The organism is Pseudomonas sp. 22189 (assembly GCF_052045635.1).
GTDB lineage: Bacteria > Pseudomonadota > Gammaproteobacteria > Pseudomonadales > Pseudomonadaceae > Aquipseudomonas > Aquipseudomonas parakoreensis.
Genome location: NZ_JBQEPG010000010.1, coordinates 142,448 through 158,843 on the forward strand (window position 1 = coordinate 142,448; position 16,396 = coordinate 158,843).

The window sequence follows — 16,396 nt, forward strand, 5'->3', positions numbered from 1 at the left end:
TACCATGGAGGCCTTCACAACCGTGTCAGGGAGAAGACATGCTGTACCGAATCGCAGCCGACGGGCTGGTGCTGTTCCATCTGTCATTCATACTGTTCGTGCTGTTCGGCGGGCTGCTGGTGCTCAAATGGCCACGCCTGATGTGGCTGCATCTGCCGGCGGCGGCGTGGGGCGTGGCAGTCGAGGTGTTGCACCTGACTTGTCCGCTGACCTACTGGGAAAACCTGATGCGCCACGCCGCCGGGCAGACCGAATACGCCGGCGGCTTCATCGAGCACTACATCTGGCCGATCATCTACCCCGCAGGTCTGACGCCACAGATCCAGTTGGCACTGGGCAGCGTGGTGCTGGTGGTCAATTTGCTGGTCTACGGGCGTCTGGCCCGTGCGTGGAAACTGCGCCGCGCCAGCCGTATTCCGTTTTAACGAGCGGCGGGTTTCAAGGCTTGCAGCCAGGCCGGATCCAGGCGCTTCTGGTCGATCTCCAGACCCAGCGCCTGCATCCGCTCCTGGTGCGCTGCGACCTCCCGCTGCAACTGCGCGTGATCGCTGGAGTTACCGTCCAGTTCGTGCATCTGGGTCAACCCCAGATGATAGAAACGCAGCACCTTCATCGCCGTCGGATCGTTTTGTTCAACGGCCGCTGTCACCTGATGCATCACGTTGGTCACACTCATCAGGCTGCGCTTGAGCCGCCAGCTATAGACCGCCGGGGCCATCCACGGCTGCTGCCAGAACTGCCCGCGCATCAGCGCCGCCGTCAACAGAAACGCGACGAACACTCCGCCGACATTGAAACGCAGATTATCGCCGCCGGGTTCACCGAACAGCGCCACCGCCGCCGTCGAAAGCGCCATCGCCAACACCAGGAACAGCACGGCAATGATCAGTGTGCTGCGACGGGTCTGCTGGCGAAACGTTGCTGGGTCCATCGGCTGGATCTCGAACATCAGGCATGACTTCCTTGAACGATAAAAAGGGCAACGGAAAAAACTCGTTGCGCATTATCGCCTCTGTGCACGATTTAGCTATGCTGGGGGCCCTTTTCATCTTTTCAGCGTCCAACGGGGACATGGCGGTACAGCGCAGATCGTGCCATCTTCATTCATGGATACACACTATTCGGATGCCATTTGCCTGCCATTGGAATGACATCGTTTTAAGGATCATTGCATGACCCAACGACACGTAATCAACGCCTCGGTCAGCCCGAAAGGCAGCCTGGAAACCCTTTCTCAACGTGAAGTGCAGCAACTGAGCGAAGCCGGATCCGGCAGCACCTACACCCTCTTCCGCCAGTGCGCCCTGGCCATCCTCAACACCGGCGCGCATGTTGACAACGCCAAGACCATCCTCGAAGCCTACAAGGACTTCGAAATCCGCATTCACCAGCAGGATCGCGGTGTGCGCCTCGAACTGCTGAACGCCCCGGCCGACGCGTTCGTCGACGGCGAAATGATCGCCAGCACCCGCGAGATGCTGTTCAGCGCCCTGCGTGACATCGTCTACACCGAAAACGAACTCGACAGCCAACGCATCGACCTCAGCACCTCACAAGGCATCAGCGACTACGTGTTCCATCTGCTGCGCAACGCGCGCACCTTGCGCCCGGGTGTCGAGCCGAAAATCGTCGTGTGCTGGGGCGGTCACTCGATCAACACCGAAGAATACAAATACACCAAGAAAGTCGGCCACGAACTGGGCCTGCGCAGCCTCGACATCTGCACCGGTTGCGGCCCCGGCGTGATGAAAGGCCCGATGAAGGGCGCGACCATCGCCCATGCCAAGCAGCGTATCCACGGTGGGCGCTACCTCGGCCTGACCGAACCGGGGATCATCGCCGCTGAAGCGCCGAACCCGATCGTCAATGAGCTGGTGATCCTGCCGGACATCGAAAAACGTCTGGAAGCGTTCGTGCGTGTCGGCCACGGCATCATCATCTTCCCGGGCGGCGCCGGCACCGCCGAAGAGTTCCTGTACCTGCTGGGTATCCTGATGCATCCGGACAATCAGGGCCTGCCGTTCCCGGTGATTCTGACCGGGCCGAAACATGCCGCGCCGTACCTGGAGCAACTTGATGCTTTCGTCACCGCCACCCTGGGCGATGCGGCCAAACAGCACTATGAGATCATCATCGACGACCCGGCCGAAGTCGCCCGGCAGATGACGGCTGGCCTCAAAGCGGTGAAGCAGTTCCGCCGCGAGCGCAACGACGCGTTCCACTTCAACTGGCTGCTGAAGATCGACGAAAGCTTCCAGCGTCCGTTCGATCCGACCCACGAGAACATGGCCAACCTCAAGCTGCACCGCGACCAGCCGCCCCACGAACTGGCCGCCAACCTGCGTCGCGCGTTCTCCGGGATCGTCGCCGGCAACGTCAAGGACAAGGGCATCCGCTTGATCGAGGAACACGGGCCGTACCAGATCCGTGGTGACGCAGCGATCATGCAACCGCTCGATGCGCTGCTCAAAGCCTTCGTCGCCCAGCACCGGATGAAACTGCCGGGCGGCGCGGCGTATGTGCCGTGCTATCGCGTGGTGGCGTAACTCTTCCGGCCACCGCATCCCCCTGTGCCAGCCACCCATGCAAGCACAACAAAACCAAAGTGGGAGCGAGCCTGCTCGCGAATAGGCCAGANCCACTTCAGATGTTGACTGATCCACCGTTTTCGCGAGCAGGCTCGCTCCCACAGGTTGTGCGCCAGCCAGAAATACCAGGCACCCCACAATGTTTCTGCGTGCGCCGATGCTGCCAATCAGCCTTTATTTCTGACGCAAAAGCCCCGTACATTCCGCACGAAAGCCACCCCCGGCCCGTACTAGCTTCGCGCTCAATTTTTCAGGGACGATTCATGAAACGGATTGCCGCGTGTCTGCTGTCACTCCTGGCCCCTGGCAGCCGATGCAGCAGATCTGCAACTGCTCACCGACAACCATCGCCCCCTGCACTTTCAGCAAGGCGATCACCTAGAGGGTTACGGAGTCGACGTGGTGCGCGCGCTGGCAGAGCAAACCGGTGACCGGATCGACCTGCAACAAGTCCCCTTGCTGCGAGCCTTGCGCACGGCCAGCGAAACAGCCAACACTGGCGTATTCACCGTCCTGCGTACTGATGAGCGCGATGACCGCTATCAATGGGTCGGGCCGCTGATCGAAGTCGAAACCGCGCTCTACGCCCATGCCAACAACCAGCCGCCGGTAAAAACCCTGCAGCAGGCGGATCAGGCCGGGCGCATCAGCGTGCCGCGCAAATGGCTGATCTACAGCTACCTTCAGCAGCAAAATCTGAAGAACCTCGACGGTGTCGAAACCCCGGAACAGATGATGCGTCTGTTCAGCTTGGGCCGGACCGATTTCGTGGTCTCCGACACCCTGTCCACCGCCGCGCTGGCCCGCACCCAGGGCATGGAGCCGGGACGCTTGCGGTATCAGATGTCGCTGATGAAACAGGACACCTACATCGCCTTTTCGCTGCAGACCGATCCGGGTCAGGTCAAACGCTGGCAACAGGCGCTGGAAACCTTGCGCGCCGACGGGCGCCTGGAGCAGATTCGTCAGCGCTGGCTGATGAATGCACTGCCGAGATAATCATTGGCTGAACTGGCCCCATCGCTGGCAAGCCAGCTCCCACAGTGGTTTGTGTTGTTCACAGACTTTGTGATCCATGCAAAACCCTATTGGGGCTGGCTTGCCAGCTACCCCAGTATTCTGTGTTGTTCACAGATTTTGTGATCCATGCAAAACCCTGTGGGAGCTGGCTTGCCAGCTACCCCAGTTTTCTGTGTTGCTCACAGATTTGTGATCCATGCAAAACCCTGTGGGAGCTGGCTTGCCAGCGATGGGGCCAGCAAGAACAACATCAATCCACCAGCCGCACCGCCAATGCCTTGGCCTGCAACGCCACATCCGTCACTGCCGTACTCTCCCACCACATCCCGCGCAATGGTGGGCCCATGGCAAATATTCGGCTGCCGGCCTGCCCTTCAGCGTCCAGCACCGCACCGTCCACCGCCGCTGCAATCCCCAACGCCAACGGCCCCGGACGCACAAGCCCACGCGCCAGCAACTGCTGCGGCAACGGTCGCGCCACGCGCCGCCAGTCATACTCGATGCCACTGGAATTGATCAGCGCTGCGCCGTGTACCACGCGAGTCTCAGACTCACCGCGTGGCCGAATGCGAATGCTGACACCATTCTGCGTACTCGGCTCAAGCCCCTTGAACGACGCTGCCTGAATCCGCAACCGTCCCTCGTTGTGCAAGCGCACAACCAACGCCGCACTCAACGGTGGCGAACGGTGATGATGACTCTCCCACCATGGCCGCACATGGCGTACGAATTGTCTTCGCTGCACGTCAGTCGCCTGACTCCACAGCCGGCCGATATTAGCTCGCACGGTGTCCAGCGGCGCCTGCCAGTCGATGCCTTGGGCAATGGCGTCACGGCAATGCCTGCGCAGTTCGTGCAGCAACTGTCGCGGCGTGCGAATGCCCGGATCTTGCGCAAGGAAATCCACCCACGCCGGCGGTTGTCGACGTACATGGGGCAACAGTCCATGGCGGGAAAACACGTCGATCGGCCCGCGATGCCCGGCCTGCTCCAGCGAAACCACGGCATCGACCATGGTCAGCCCGGAGCCGATGATCAGCACGGTTGACTGCGGATCGAGCTGGCGCATGGCCGCGACGTCCCACGGATCAAGCGCAGCGGCATTCAGGCCGCTGGAATCCTTCTGTGGCGTGCGCGCGGCGGGGAACATGCCCGTGGCGAGCACGGCACAGGCGCCGTTCAGGTGCTGCCCATCGTTCAAGGTCAGTTGCACCGAATCAGCATCGGTTTGCAGATCGACGACTTCGGCGCGAACGTGCTCGACGGTCGAACCCTGCCGCGCACCAACGACTCGCGCCTCGGCCAGGCGCTGCTGCACATACACGCCAAACAGCCCGCGCGGCGGGAACAGTTCACTGACCGGCACGTTCTGCTCGGCGGACTCCGGCCAGCCGCCGGCGGCAATGTGCGCAGTCAGCCATTGGGTCAAGTCATCAGGGTTGTCCGGGTCGACACTCATGCGCGCCGCATTGCCGTTGAGCGTGTGGCCCAGTTCGACGGCGCTGTAGGCTTCGCCACGGCCGAGTTCGGCGCGCGGTTCGATGATCAGGATCCGCCGCTGGCCGGGCAGTCGCAACAATTGCACGGCCAGCATCGTGCCGCTGAGGCCACCGCCGATGATCAGGATGTCTGCGCTCCGGGCCATTCAAATCACCACATTGCGCACAAAGCGCACCGCGACGGATCCGTCGTTGCGATAGCCGTGCGGCTGGTTGCTGGCGAACATGAAAAACTCGCCAGTCGCAATGGTATTGGTCACTTCACCCACCGTTAACGTCAGGCAACCTTCGAACACATAGATCTGTTCACTCCAGCCATCGGCGTCGGGTTGCGACGGGTAGACCTCGCCCGGTTGCAGGCACCATTCCCACTGTTCGACTTCACGGGTGGCGGTGGCCTTGGACAGCAGCACCGCTTTGCTCCCGGGAATCACCCCGGCCCACGCCACTTCGTTGATGCGACTGGTATCGCGCGCGTCGGGGGCCTGGATCAGGTCGCTGAAGGCCACATCGAGCGCTTCAGCGACGCGGTCGAGGGTGGTCAGGCTGACATTCTTTTCCCCGGCCTCGATCGCCACCAGCATGCGCCGACTGACGCCGGACTTTTCGGCCAGCGCGGTCTGGCTCATGTCAGCGGCGTGGCGCAGGCGCCGAACGTTGTGGCTGACGTGTTGCAGGACGGACGCCCGTTGGCTGGAATCTTTGTGCACTATATTGCTCACTCGGTGGGGTTGGGCAGTATACTGCGCAACGTTGGGCGCATTGTGCGTCCTGCCTTTTATAGTGCGCAAGGTCATGACGTCAGTGAACAGCTCCCCCACACCTCTTCGCTTCTCCCGCTTCAGCAAGGCCGAGTGCGTGCTGGTGCTGATCACCATGGTCTGGGGCGGTACGTTCCTGCTGGTGCAACACGCCATGACCGTCAGTGGCCCGATGTTCTTCGTCGGCCTGCGCTTTGCCGCTGCGGCCGCCATTGTCGCGCTGTTTTCCTGGCGCCACTTGCGCAACCTGACCCTGTTCGAACTCAAAGCCGGCACCTTCATCGGCGTGGCTATCATGCTCGGTTACGGCCTGCAAACCGTTGGCCTGCAAACGATCCCGAGCAGCCAGTCGGCATTCATCACCGCGTTGTACGTGCCCTTCGTGCCGTTGCTGCAATGGCTGGTGCTGGGCCGTCGGCCGGGGCTGATGCCGAGCATTGGCATCATGCTGGCGTTTACCGGGTTGATGCTGCTGTCCGGGCCGTCCGGGGCTGCGCTGAATTTCAGCCCCGGCGAAATCGCCACGCTGATCAGCGCCATTGCCATTGCCGCCGAGATCATTCTGATCAGCACCTATGCCGGCCAGGTCGATGTACGCCGGGTGACCGTGGTGCAACTGGCAGCGACCTCGGTGCTGTCATTCCTGCTGGTGGTGCCGACCGGTGAGGCACTTCCGGATTTTTCCTGGACGCTGCTGGTGACCGCACTGGGACTCGGCGCGGCGAGTGCGGCGATTCAGGTGGCGATGAACTGGGCGCAGAAAAGCGTTTCGCCGACCCGGGCGACGTTGATCTATGCCGGTGAGCCAGTGTGGGCCGGGATCGTCGGGCGGATCGCCGGGGAGCGCTTGCCGGCGATTGCCTTGGTGGGTGCAGGGTTGATTGTCGCGGCGGTGATTGTCAGTGAGTTGAAGACCAAGGGTAAGGTTGACGAAGCAGTTGAAGGTGCCTTGGAGAACGACAGCGGTAATTGAAAGCGAAGATCAAAAGATCGCAGCCTGCGGCAGCTCCTACACGGAATGCATATCCCTGTAGGAGCTGCCGCAGGCTGCGATCTTTTTCCCCTTGAAACAAAGCCAAACCAATTTTTTCAGACTACTTTGTAGGATTCTGAGACATCCTGGCGTTTGGTAATCAGGGAGCTGGCACGTATGATGCTTCACAAACTTCCGCAGATTAGAAGCCTATGTCCCTGATAGTTCTACTGCTTCTGCCATTCATTGGCAGCTGTCTGGCAGCGGTGCTGCCACACAATGCGCGTAATACCGAATCCCTGTTGGCAGGTCTGGTCGCTCTGATCGGCACCGTGCAGGTCGCGCTGTTGTACCCGCAAATCGCCCACGGCGGCGTGATCCGTGAAGAATTCATGTGGCTGCCCAGCCTCGGTTTGAACTTCGTCCTGCGTATGGACGGTTTCGCCTGGCTGTTCTCGCTGCTGGTGCTGGGCATCGGCGCTCTGGTCTCTTTATATGCGCGTTATTACATGTCGCCGGACGACCCGGTGCCACGTTTCTTCGCCTTCTTCCTGGCGTTCATGGGCGCCATGCTCGGCCTGGTGATTTCCGGCAACCTGATCCAGATCGTGTTCTTCTGGGAGCTGACCAGCCTCTTCTCGTTCCTGCTGATCGGCTACTGGCATCACCGCTCCGATGCCCGGCGTGGCGCCTATATGGCGCTGATGGTCACCGGCGCCGGGGGACTATGCCTGCTGGCGGGAGTCATGATCCTCGGCCATGTCGTCGGCAGCTATGACCTGGACAAGGTCCTGGCCGCCGGCGATCAGATTCGCGCACATGCCCTCTACCCCATCCTGCTTCCCCTCATCCTCATCGGCGCCCTCAGCAAAAGCGCTCAGTTCCCTTTCCACTTCTGGCTGCCGCACGCCATGGCGGCGCCCACCCCGGTTTCGGCTTATCTGCACTCGGCGACCATGGTCAAGGCCGGGGTGTTCCTGCTCGCACGCCTGTGGCCGTCGCTGTCCGGCAGTGAAGAATGGTTCTACATCGTCAGCGGCGCCGGTGCGTGTACGCTGTTGCTCGGCGCGTATTGCGCGATGTTCCAGAACGACCTCAAGGGTCTGCTGGCCTATTCGACCATCAGCCATCTGGGCCTGATCACCTTGCTGCTGGGCCTGAACAGCCCGCTGGCGGCAGTCGCGGCGGTGTTCCACATTCTCAACCACGCGACCTTCAAGGCCTCGCTGTTCATGGCCGCCGGGATCATCGACCACGAGAGCGGCACCCGAGACATCCGCAAGCTCAGCGGCCTGATCAAACTGATTCCGTTCACCGCGACCCTGGCGATGGTTGCCAGCGCGTCGATGGCCGGCGTACCGCTGCTCAACGGCTTCCTGTCGAAAGAAATGTTCTTCGCCGAAACCGTGTTCATCAATGCCACCGCGTGGGTCGAAGCGGCGCTGCCGATTGTCGCAACCATCGCCGGCACCTTCAGCGTCGCCTACTCGCTGCGCTTTACCGTCGACGTATTCTTCGGCCCGACCGCCACCGACCTGCCGCACACCCCGCACGAACCGCCGCGCTGGATGCGTGCGCCGGTCGAGCTGCTGGTGTTCACCTGCCTGATCGTCGGGATTTTCCCGGCGCAAGTGGTCGGTCCGCTGCTCGCGGCCGCCGCACTGCCGGTAGTGGGTGGGACGCTGCCCGAGTACAGCCTGGCCATCTGGCACGGTCTGAATGCGCCGATGATCATGAGCCTGATCGCCATGTCCGGCGGCATCGTGGTTTATCTGTTGCTGCGCAATCAGCTCAAGCGTGGCCGCTTCAAATACCCGCCGCTGGTAGGTCGCTTCAACGGCAAGCGGCTGTTCGAGCGCAGTCTGGTGCTGATGATGCGCATGGCCCGCCGGGTAGAACGTCGACTCGGCACCCGCCGCCTGCAGATGCAACTATTCCTGATGGTATTGGCGGCAGTGCTCGCCGGCCTGATCCCGATGCTGCACAGCCAGCTGAGCTGGGGCGACCGGCCGAAGATTCCGGGCTCCATCGTGTTCGTCACCCTGTGGCTGCTGGCAATCGCCTGCGCCCTCGGCGCCGCATGGCAAGCCAAGTATCACCGTCTCGCCGCCCTGACCATGGTCAGCGTCTGCGGGCTGATGACCTGCGTGACCTTCGTCTGGTTCTCGGCGCCGGATCTGGCCCTGACACAACTGGCGGTGGAAGTGGTGACCACGGTGCTGATCCTGCTCGGCCTGCGCTGGTTGCCGCGACGCATCGAAGAAGTCTCGCCACTGCCGTCGAGCCTGCGCAAGGCCCGGGTGCGGCGCCTGCGCGACTTGCTGTTGTCGATTGCGGTCGGCGCCGGCATGGCGCTGCTGTCCTACGCGATGCTGACGCGGCAGACCCCCAACGACATTTCCTCGTTCTACCTCAGCCGGGCCATGCCCGAAGGCGGTGGCAGCAACGTGGTCAACGTGATGCTGGTGGACTTCCGTGGCTTCGATACCCTGGGTGAAATCACCGTGCTGGTGGCCGTGGCGCTGACCGTGTTCGCCCTGCTCCGGCGTTTCCGCCCGCCGAAAGAGAGCCTGCAACTGCCGGCCCAGCAACGCCTGCTCGCGCCGGACGTGGTCACCGATCTGGTCAACCCGCGCAGCGCCAGCGATACCGCGCTCGGCTTCATGATGGTGCCGGCGGTGCTGGTGCGCCTGTTGCTGCCGATTGCGCTGGTGGTGTCGTGCTATCTGTTCATGCGCGGCCACAATCAACCGGGCGGCGGTTTCGTTGCCGGGCTGGTGATGTCGGTGGCGTTCATCCTGCAATACATGGTCGCCGGGACGCAGTGGGTCGAGGCGCAAATGAGCCTGCGACCATTGCGCTGGATGGGCACCGGCCTGCTGTTCGCCACCGCTACCGGTCTCGGGGCGATGGCGGTCGGTTACCCGTTCCTGACCACCCATACCTGGCATTTCGCCTTGCCGCTGCTGGGCGACATCCATATCGCCAGCGCGCTGTTCTTTGACATCGGCGTGTACGCCGTGGTCGTGGGCTCGACGCTGCTGATCCTCACCGCTCTCGCCCACCAATCGGTGCGTGGTCACAAAACCGCGTCGCTGCCCAAGTCCGTCGCCAGCAAAGGAGCCGTCTGATGGAAGAAGTCATCGCAATCGCCATCGGCGTCCTCGCCGCGTCCGGCGTGTGGCTGGTGCTACGGCCACGGACGTTCCAGGTGGTCATGGGCCTGTGCCTGTTGTCCTACGCGGTCAACCTGTTCATCTTCAGCATGGGCAGCCTGTTCATCGGTAAAGAGCCGGTGATCAAGGACGGCGTGACCCAGGACCTGCTGCACTACACCGATCCGCTACCGCAGGCACTGGTGCTGACTGCAATCGTCATCAGCTTTGCCATGACCGCCCTGTTCCTGGTGGTGTTGCTGGCATCGCGGGGCCTGACCGGCACCGACCACGTCGATGGCCGGGAGCCCAAGGAATGATGGCGATGACTCACCTGATCGCGGCACCGATCCTGCTGCCGCTGCTGACCGCCGCCGTGATGCTGATGCTGGGCGAAAAACACCGGCCGCTGAAGGCGAAAATCAACCTGTTCTCCAGCCTCGTCGGCCTGTTCATTTCGGTGATGCTGCTGCAATGGACGCAAACCACCGGCGTGCCCGGCTCCATCGGCGTGTACCTGCCGGGCAACTGGCAGGCGCCGTTCGGCATCGTGCTGGTGGTCGATCGCCTGTCGGCATTGATGCTGGTACTGACCGGGATCATCGGCGTCAGCGCCCTGCTGTTCGCCATGGCGCGCTGGGATGGCGCGGGCTCGAGCTTCCACGCGTTGTTCCAGATTCAGCTGATGGGCCTGTACGGCGCGTTCCTCACCGCCGACCTGTTCAACCTGTTCGTGTTCTTCGAAGTGCTGCTCGCGGCCTCTTATGGCCTGTTGCTGCACGGCTCGGGCCGGGCGCGGGTATCGTCGGGCCTGCATTACATCTCGATCAACCTCCTGGCCTCGTCGCTGTTTCTGATCGGCGCGGCGCTGATCTACGGCGTCACCGGCACCCTGAACATGGCCGATCTGGCGCTGAAGATCCCGCTGGTGCCGGAAGCCGACCGTGGCTTGCTGCATGCTGGCGCGGGGATTCTTGCGGTGGCGTTTCTGGCCAAGGCCGGCATGTGGCCGCTGAACTTCTGGCTGGTGCCGGCCTACTCCTCGGCCAGCGCACCGGTCGCGGCGATGTTCGCGATCATGACCAAGGTCGGCGTCTACACCCTGCTGCGCCTGTGGACGCTGCTGTTCTCCGGCCAGGCCGGGGCATCGGCGTTCTTCGGTGGTGACTGGCTGATCTACGGCGGCATGGCGACCATCGCCTGCGCCGCGCTGGCGATTCTGGCTGCGCAACGCCTGGAGCGCATGGCCAGCCTGAGCATTCTGGTGTCGGCGGGGATTCTGCTGTCGGCGGTGGGTTTCGCCCAGCCGAACCTGATCGGCGCGGCGCTGTTCTATCTGGTCAGCTCGACGCTGGCCCTGAGTGCGCTGTTCCTGCTGGCGGAGTTGATCGAGCGGTCGCGTTCGGCCAACGAAATCCCGCTGGAGGATGAAAGCGAACTGCTGCCGCGTCCGCAGGAATCCCTGCAACCGCCCAAGGGCATCAACCTCGATGACGAGCAGAAAGCCGTGGTCGGCCAGGTCATTCCGTGGACCATGGCGTTTCTCGGCCTGAGCTTCATTGCCTGCGCACTACTGATCATCGGCATGCCGCCGCTGTCCGGGTTCATCGGCAAACTCAGTCTGATGGGTGCGCTGCTCAATCCGCTGGGGCTGGGCGATGAAGCGCCGATTTCCAACGCGTCCTGGGCGTTGCTGGCGCTGCTGATCCTCTCCGGGCTGGCCTCTCTGATGGCGTTCGCGCGCATGGGCGTCCAGCGTTTCTGGACGCCGGAAGAGCGCCCTTCACCGCTGCTGCGCAAACTCGAATGTGCGCCGGTTTTCCTGTTGCTGGGGCTGAGCATCGCTCTGACCTTCAAGGCCGAACCGCTGCTGCGCTATACCCAGGCCACCGCCGACGCGCTGAACAACCCGCAGCAATACGTGATGGCCGTGCTCGGCACCCGCGCCGTGCCAAGCCCTGAAGCCAAAGCCGCGATGCTGGAGGTGCAGCCATGAAGCGCGTGTTCCCGGCTCCGCTGCTGTCACTGGCATTATGGGTTTTGTGGCTGACACTCAACCTCTCCGTCAGCCCGGGCAACCTGCTGCTCGGCGCGATACTCGGGTTCGCCGCACCGTTGATGATGCGCAAGCTGCGCCCGAAACAGGTGCGCATTCGCCGCCCGCTGACAATTTTGCGCCTGTTCGTGATGGTCGGTCGTGACGTGATCCTCTCCAACCTGATCGTCGCCTGGGGCGTGCTCAACGCGGGTCGCCGACCGCCACGCTCGCGCTTCGTCAAAGTGCCGCTGGACCTGCGTGACGCCAACGGTCTGGCCGCGCTGGCAATGATCTGCACCGTGGTGCCCGGCACCGTGTGGTCGGAGCTGGCGCTGGATCGCAGCATTCTGCTGCTACACGTCTGGGATCTGGATGACGAGGCGCACTTCATCCACCACTTCAAGACTGCCTACGAGCAGCCGTTGATGGAGATTTTCGAATGAGCCCGTTGCTGTCGAACGCGATTCTGCTGACGCTGTTCCTGTTCTCGCTGGCGATGGTCCTGACCCTGATCCGCCTGTTCAAGGGGCCGTCGGCGCAGGATCGAGTCCTGGCACTGGATTATCTGTACATCGTCGCCATGCTGATGATGCTGACGCTGGGCATTCGTTATTCCAGTGACACTTACTTCGAGGCAGCGCTGCTGATCGCGCTGTTCGGCTTCGTCGGTTCGTTTGCCCTGGCGAAATTCCTGCTGCGTGGCGAGGTGATCGAATGACTGCGCAATTGTCGTTGTGGGTCGAGATTCCGGTGGCGATTCTACTGGTGCTTAGCGGGGTATTTGCGCTGCTTGGCGCGGCCGGCTTGCTGCGCATGAAGGATTACTTCCAGCGCATGCATCCACCGGCGCTGGCCTCTACGCTGGGCGCATGGTGCGTGGCGCTGGCGTCGATCATCTGCTTTTCGGCATTGAAATCAGGGCCGGTGATGCATGCCTGGCTGATTCCGATCCTGCTGGCGATTACCGTGCCGGTGACCACGTTGCTGCTGGCGCGGGCAGCGTTGTTCCGCAAGCGCATGGCCGGGGATGATGTGCCGGCTGAGGTCAGCAGCCGCAGGACCGAGAGTGGTAGCTAACCCTTAAAAGATCGCAGCCTTCGGCAGCTCCTACATTGGCATGCAATCCCCTGTAGGAGCTGCCGAAGGCTGCGATCTTTCTAGACCCAAGCCACCGCCAGCAACCCCGCCCCCAACAACAGGCACAGCGGTGAATACACCCAGGTATCCAGCCGCGCAAATCGCGACCCCTTCACTTCCTTGAAAAACCCCACCAGATTCGAATCGCCGATCGCCCGGGCAAACATCAGTAACGCAATCGCACTGATCACCCACTGCAGCGCCTTGTGATGCACCGGCGGCATGCCCCAGCCGACCCGCATGCACACCAGCGCGGCGATCACCAATAACGCTGCCGCCACCAACAGCGTGATCCAGCCAGACGGTTTGAAGGCCGGTCGCACCGTCGCCACCAGCCCTCGCACCGGCACTTGCGGTACCGCCGCCACCGCCGCCCACTGCCCACCCAGCGCCCAGTACACGTGTACCAGGGCGATTGCCGCAAATATCGTCACCAGCCATTGAGCCAACACAAAGGTCATGGTCGAGAATCCTTTCTGGGGATTTGAACAAAACATCCTAGTCGGCATTTTTTGAAGTGCACGACCGATCGGCGGTACGGTAAAGTGCCGCCCCATGAAATTCACCCGTTCCGATCGCTCACTGCTGGCCTGGATGCTCTATTGCTGCGTCCTGTTCAACGTGTTCGCCTGCAGCATCGGTCACGGGCAAATGGTCGGGATGCAGCTCAACGGCATCGGCGGCCAGTTCTGTACGGTCGACCCGGCCACTCAAGCGCCGCTGAGCAGCAATCCCAGCGAAGAACCATTGCCGACCCTGTCCAAGGCGTTCGGCTGCCCGCTGTGCTCGGTCGGTGGCGGCATGGGCCCGGCGTTCAACTCCAGCCTGACCCTCGCGGTGCTGCCCGAGCACCACAGCCCGCCGCTGGCGCCCATCGTCAGCGCCGACCTCCCTGCCCGCTTCACCTGGCCCTCGGCCAACCCTCGCGCCCCGCCGCTCGCCTGAGTGTCTTTGCCTTTTTGATTGTTCAGCCCACTGCGCCAACGCGCGGCGTTCGCCTGTGCGCTGACTCCTAGACAAGCATTCAGGATTCAACGATGAAACATATTCCTCTGCTGGCCAGCCTGTGCGGCTGCCTGTCCCTTAACGCCTGGGCGCAATCCACCGTGGATCTGGCGCCGATCACCATCGACGGCGAATCCACCAGCGAACCAGGCCTCAGCCTCGACCAATCCAGCGGTATGGCTTCGCGCCTCGGCCTCAGCGTGCGCGACACACCTGCGTCAGTGGCCGTCGCCAACCGCAACGACATCGAGCGCCACGGCGCACAGAACTTCCAGGACGCCGCCAACACCCTGCCCGGGGTCAATGCCAGTGCGCCGCCTGGCTTTGGCGGATTCGTCTCCTACCGTGGTTTCACCAGCAGCCAGATCACCCAGATGTTCAATGGCATCAACGTCTCCGGCGGCCTCGCCCGACCGGTGGATGCGTGGATCTATGACCGAGTCGAACTGGTGGGCGGTCCTTCATCGCTGATCAACGGTGCAGGCTCGGTCGGCGGTTCGCTGAACTACGTCACCAAACTGGCAACCCGCGAAGAACAAGCGGTCGAAGGCCGCGTCAGCTACGGCAGCTACGACACCACCGAAACCGCGTTCGGCCTCAACCATGCGCTGACCGAACCGAACGCCGACGTGCAGCACTACGCGCGCCTCGATGTCAGCCACAACACCAGCAACGGCTACATCGACCGCCAGGAACGCGATGCCTGGAGCGTGGCGTTTTCGTTGCTCAGCGACCTTACGCCGGATCTGTCGCACACGCTGGCCCTGGAATATCAAGACGAACACGAAGACAGCCCGTACTGGGGCACGCCGGTGCTCAACCCCAAGGCTGGCGAGTTGAAGATCGACAAACACAACCGCTTCAACAACTACAACGTCGAGGACGGACGCTACGAACAGCGCACGATCTGGGTGCGCTCGATCATCGATTACCGGATCAACGACAGCACCACCCTGCGCAACACGCTGTATCACCTCGACAGCCAGCGCGACTACCGCAACCTCGAGACCTATCAGTACAACGCCGACAACAGCGCGGTAAACCGCTCCACCGCGTATCAAGTGCGGCATCAGGGTGAGCAGAACGGCAACCAGTTCGAACTGCGCCACGACAACAGGTTTTTCGGTCTCGACACGACGTGGTCCGGTGGTTTCGAGTACAAGGTCAACCAGACCACCAACTCGCCGCTGAACATCAAAGGCGCGAGCACGGTCGATCCGAACAACTTCCGTCCGGGACATTTCTACGATATTCCCGGCACCAACCCGGCGCTGATCAGCGACAAGACCAACGAAGTCACGACCAAAGCGCTATTCGCGGAAAACCGTCTGGCCCTGACCGACAAACTGGCGCTGCTCACCGGCCTGCGCTACGACGACATCGACCTCGACGTGACCAACCATCGCACGGTGACGGCCGCCAATCCCAAGCACCTCAAACGCAGCTGGGAGCCGGTCACCGGGCGCGTCGGCCTGACCTACCAGTTCATCCCGTCGGCCAACGTCTACGTGCAATACAGCACCGCCGCCGAACAACCGAACGGCACGCAGGACTTCGATGTTTCAACCGGTAAACAGTGGGAAATCGGCAGCAAGTTCGACTACCTGAATGGCCGTGGCGCGGCGACGGTTGCCGCGTACACCATCGAGCGCAAGGACTTCGCCGTGACTGACCCGCTGGACCCGACCAGCAGCATCCCGGTCGGTCAGCAAACCTCCAAAGGCATAGAAATCGCCAGTTCCCTGCGGATCACCGACAAGCTGTTGGCCGAAGGCAACTTCGCCTGGGTCGATGCGCAGTACGACGACTTCACTGAAAAGAATGCCGCCGGCGTGGTGGTTTCACGCAAGGGCAACACGCCAACCAACGTCCCGGACCGGGTCGGCAATCTGTGGCTGACTTATGATTTTTCGCCGCAATGGCAAGGTGGGGTCGATGCGCGGTATGTGGCGTCGGTGTATGCGGACACGGCGAACACCATGACCGTGCCGTCGTACACGCTGTTCGGCAGCTTCCTCAGCTACAAGGTCGACTCGCACACCACCGTTACCGGTCGGGTGCGCAACCTGACCAACGAGGTGTACGCCGAGTTTGCGCATGTATCACCGGCTTACTATCTGGGTACGCCGCGCACCTTTGAATTGGCGGTGCAAACCAGGTTCTGAACTTAACCCGATGCCTTGTAGGAGCTGCCGCAGGCTCGGGCCGCGATCGGACGAT

The 16,396-nt window shown here is 62.2% G+C and carries 15 protein-coding genes and 1 pseudogene; 12 read left to right on the plus strand and 4 right to left on the minus strand.

Features of this window, described 5'->3' with window-relative positions; genetic code table 11:
* Positions 1-38: 38 nt before the first annotated feature.
* Positions 39-425: a DUF2784 domain-containing protein gene (locus ACTJKS_RS13060; protein ID WP_086790879.1), complete on the plus strand. Its 387-nt coding sequence runs from the start codon at positions 39-41 to the stop codon at positions 423-425.
* Here the strand turns inward: ACTJKS_RS13060 and ACTJKS_RS13065 are convergent.
* A complete protein-coding gene (locus ACTJKS_RS13065) occupies positions 422-949 on the minus strand; it encodes a DUF3087 domain-containing protein (RefSeq protein WP_086790878.1) in 528 nt (175 codons plus the stop codon). The genes ACTJKS_RS13060 and ACTJKS_RS13065 overlap by 4 nt on opposite strands.
* A gap of 223 nt (positions 950-1,172) precedes the next feature.
* Here ACTJKS_RS13065 and ppnN point away from each other — a divergent pair, with 223 nt between their 5' ends.
* Complete coding sequence (gene ppnN / locus ACTJKS_RS13070) at positions 1,173-2,546, plus strand: nucleotide 5'-monophosphate nucleosidase PpnN (protein ID WP_041062856.1); 1,374 nt, start codon at positions 1,173-1,175, stop codon at positions 2,544-2,546.
* A 305-nt stretch (positions 2,547-2,851) separates the two neighbouring features.
* Positions 2,852-3,587, plus strand: a pseudogene (locus tag ACTJKS_RS13075) (substrate-binding periplasmic protein).
* A gap of 271 nt (positions 3,588-3,858) precedes the next feature.
* Here the strand turns inward: ACTJKS_RS13075 and ACTJKS_RS13080 are convergent.
* Both ACTJKS_RS13080 and ACTJKS_RS13085 read right to left on the minus strand, forming a co-directional pair.
* Positions 3,859-5,253, minus strand: coding sequence for an FAD/NAD(P)-binding protein (locus tag ACTJKS_RS13080; protein ID WP_262948789.1), 1,395 nt, complete (start codon positions 5,251-5,253; stop codon positions 3,859-3,861).
* Positions 5,254-5,817 (minus strand): helix-turn-helix domain-containing protein, encoded by a 564-nt coding sequence (locus ACTJKS_RS13085; protein WP_041062862.1) that lies wholly within the window; start codon positions 5,815-5,817, stop codon positions 5,254-5,256.
* Positions 5,818-5,902: 85 nt separating this feature from the next.
* On the opposite strand from ACTJKS_RS13085, the gene ACTJKS_RS13090 reads away from it, so the two are divergent.
* The 7 genes from ACTJKS_RS13090 (at position 5,903) to ACTJKS_RS13120 (ending at position 13,111) form a co-directional block, all read left to right on the plus strand.
* Entirely contained in the window at positions 5,903-6,841 is a 939-nt protein-coding gene (locus tag ACTJKS_RS13090) for a DMT family transporter (protein ID WP_086790876.1), read from the plus strand.
* A gap of 212 nt (positions 6,842-7,053) precedes the next feature.
* Positions 7,054-9,972, plus strand: coding sequence for a monovalent cation/H+ antiporter subunit A (locus tag ACTJKS_RS13095; protein WP_047294961.1), 2,919 nt, complete (start codon positions 7,054-7,056; stop codon positions 9,970-9,972).
* Positions 9,972-10,316, plus strand: coding sequence for a Na+/H+ antiporter subunit C (locus ACTJKS_RS13100; RefSeq protein ID WP_003225953.1), 345 nt, complete (start codon positions 9,972-9,974; stop codon positions 10,314-10,316). The genes ACTJKS_RS13095 and ACTJKS_RS13100 overlap by 1 nt, the downstream gene beginning before the upstream one ends.
* Entirely contained in the window at positions 10,313-11,992 is a 1,680-nt protein-coding gene (locus ACTJKS_RS13105; RefSeq protein ID WP_262948786.1) for a monovalent cation/H+ antiporter subunit D, read from the plus strand. The genes ACTJKS_RS13100 and ACTJKS_RS13105 overlap by 4 nt, the downstream gene beginning before the upstream one ends.
* Positions 11,989-12,477, plus strand: a complete 489-nt coding sequence (locus tag ACTJKS_RS13110) for a Na+/H+ antiporter subunit E (protein WP_047294965.1) — start codon at positions 11,989-11,991, stop codon at positions 12,475-12,477. The genes ACTJKS_RS13105 and ACTJKS_RS13110 overlap by 4 nt, the downstream gene beginning before the upstream one ends.
* Positions 12,474-12,752 carry a K+/H+ antiporter subunit F gene (locus ACTJKS_RS13115; protein ID WP_003225959.1) on the plus strand — a complete coding sequence of 93 codons (279 nt, stop codon included), beginning with the start codon at positions 12,474-12,476 and terminating at the stop codon, positions 12,750-12,752. The genes ACTJKS_RS13110 and ACTJKS_RS13115 overlap by 4 nt, the downstream gene beginning before the upstream one ends.
* Positions 12,749-13,111, plus strand: a complete 363-nt coding sequence (locus ACTJKS_RS13120; RefSeq protein ID WP_047294967.1) for a Na+/H+ antiporter subunit G — start codon at positions 12,749-12,751, stop codon at positions 13,109-13,111. Before ACTJKS_RS13115 ends, ACTJKS_RS13120 begins: the two co-directional genes overlap by 4 nt.
* A gap of 80 nt (positions 13,112-13,191) precedes the next feature.
* Here the strand turns inward: ACTJKS_RS13120 and ACTJKS_RS13125 are convergent, their stop codons facing one another.
* Positions 13,192-13,632: a DUF3995 domain-containing protein gene (locus tag ACTJKS_RS13125; RefSeq protein ID WP_041062882.1), complete on the minus strand. Its 441-nt coding sequence runs from the start codon at positions 13,630-13,632 to the stop codon at positions 13,192-13,194.
* A 94-nt stretch (positions 13,633-13,726) separates the two neighbouring features.
* Between ACTJKS_RS13125 and ACTJKS_RS13130 the strand changes: the two genes are divergently transcribed.
* Together ACTJKS_RS13130 and ACTJKS_RS13135 are read left to right on the plus strand one after the other, a co-directional pair.
* The gene (locus tag ACTJKS_RS13130; protein WP_095666875.1) at positions 13,727-14,116 is read left to right on the plus strand and encodes a DUF2946 domain-containing protein; all 390 of its coding nucleotides are present in this window, start codon (positions 13,727-13,729) and stop codon (positions 14,114-14,116) included.
* Between the two features lie 92 nt (positions 14,117-14,208).
* On the plus strand, positions 14,209-16,341 hold the full coding sequence (locus ACTJKS_RS13135) for a TonB-dependent receptor (RefSeq protein WP_262948783.1): 2,133 nt from the start codon (positions 14,209-14,211) through the stop codon (positions 16,339-16,341).
* Positions 16,342-16,396 lie beyond the last annotated feature (55 nt).

Excerpts from the sequence above, each read along its gene's own strand:
- ACTJKS_RS13060 (WP_086790879.1), top strand. The coding sequence starts at position 39 with ATGCTGTACCGAATCGCAGCCGACGGGCTGGTGCTGTTCCATCTGTCA.
- ACTJKS_RS13065 (WP_086790878.1), bottom strand. The coding sequence starts at position 949 with ATGTTCGAGATCCAGCCGATGGACCCAGCAACGTTTCGCCAGCAGACC.
- ppnN (WP_041062856.1), top strand. The coding sequence starts at position 1,173 with ATGACCCAACGACACGTAATCAACGCCTCGGTCAGCCCGAAAGGCAGC.
- ACTJKS_RS13080 (WP_262948789.1), bottom strand. The coding sequence starts at position 5,253 with ATGGCCCGGAGCGCAGACATCCTGATCATCGGCGGTGGCCTCAGCGGC.
- ACTJKS_RS13090 (WP_086790876.1), top strand. The coding sequence starts at position 5,903 with ATGACGTCAGTGAACAGCTCCCCCACACCTCTTCGCTTCTCCCGCTTC.
- ACTJKS_RS13095 (WP_047294961.1), top strand. The coding sequence starts at position 7,054 with ATGTCCCTGATAGTTCTACTGCTTCTGCCATTCATTGGCAGCTGTCTG.
- ACTJKS_RS13100 (WP_003225953.1), top strand. The coding sequence starts at position 9,972 with ATGGAAGAAGTCATCGCAATCGCCATCGGCGTCCTCGCCGCGTCCGGC.
- ACTJKS_RS13105 (WP_262948786.1), top strand. The coding sequence starts at position 10,313 with ATGATGGCGATGACTCACCTGATCGCGGCACCGATCCTGCTGCCGCTG.
- ACTJKS_RS13110 (WP_047294965.1), top strand. The coding sequence starts at position 11,989 with ATGAAGCGCGTGTTCCCGGCTCCGCTGCTGTCACTGGCATTATGGGTT.
- ACTJKS_RS13115 (WP_003225959.1), top strand. The coding sequence starts at position 12,474 with ATGAGCCCGTTGCTGTCGAACGCGATTCTGCTGACGCTGTTCCTGTTC.
- ACTJKS_RS13120 (WP_047294967.1), top strand. The coding sequence starts at position 12,749 with ATGACTGCGCAATTGTCGTTGTGGGTCGAGATTCCGGTGGCGATTCTA.
- ACTJKS_RS13125 (WP_041062882.1), bottom strand. The coding sequence starts at position 13,632 with ATGACCTTTGTGTTGGCTCAATGGCTGGTGACGATATTTGCGGCAATC.
- ACTJKS_RS13130 (WP_095666875.1), top strand. The coding sequence starts at position 13,727 with ATGAAATTCACCCGTTCCGATCGCTCACTGCTGGCCTGGATGCTCTAT.
- ACTJKS_RS13135 (WP_262948783.1), top strand. The coding sequence starts at position 14,209 with ATGAAACATATTCCTCTGCTGGCCAGCCTGTGCGGCTGCCTGTCCCTT.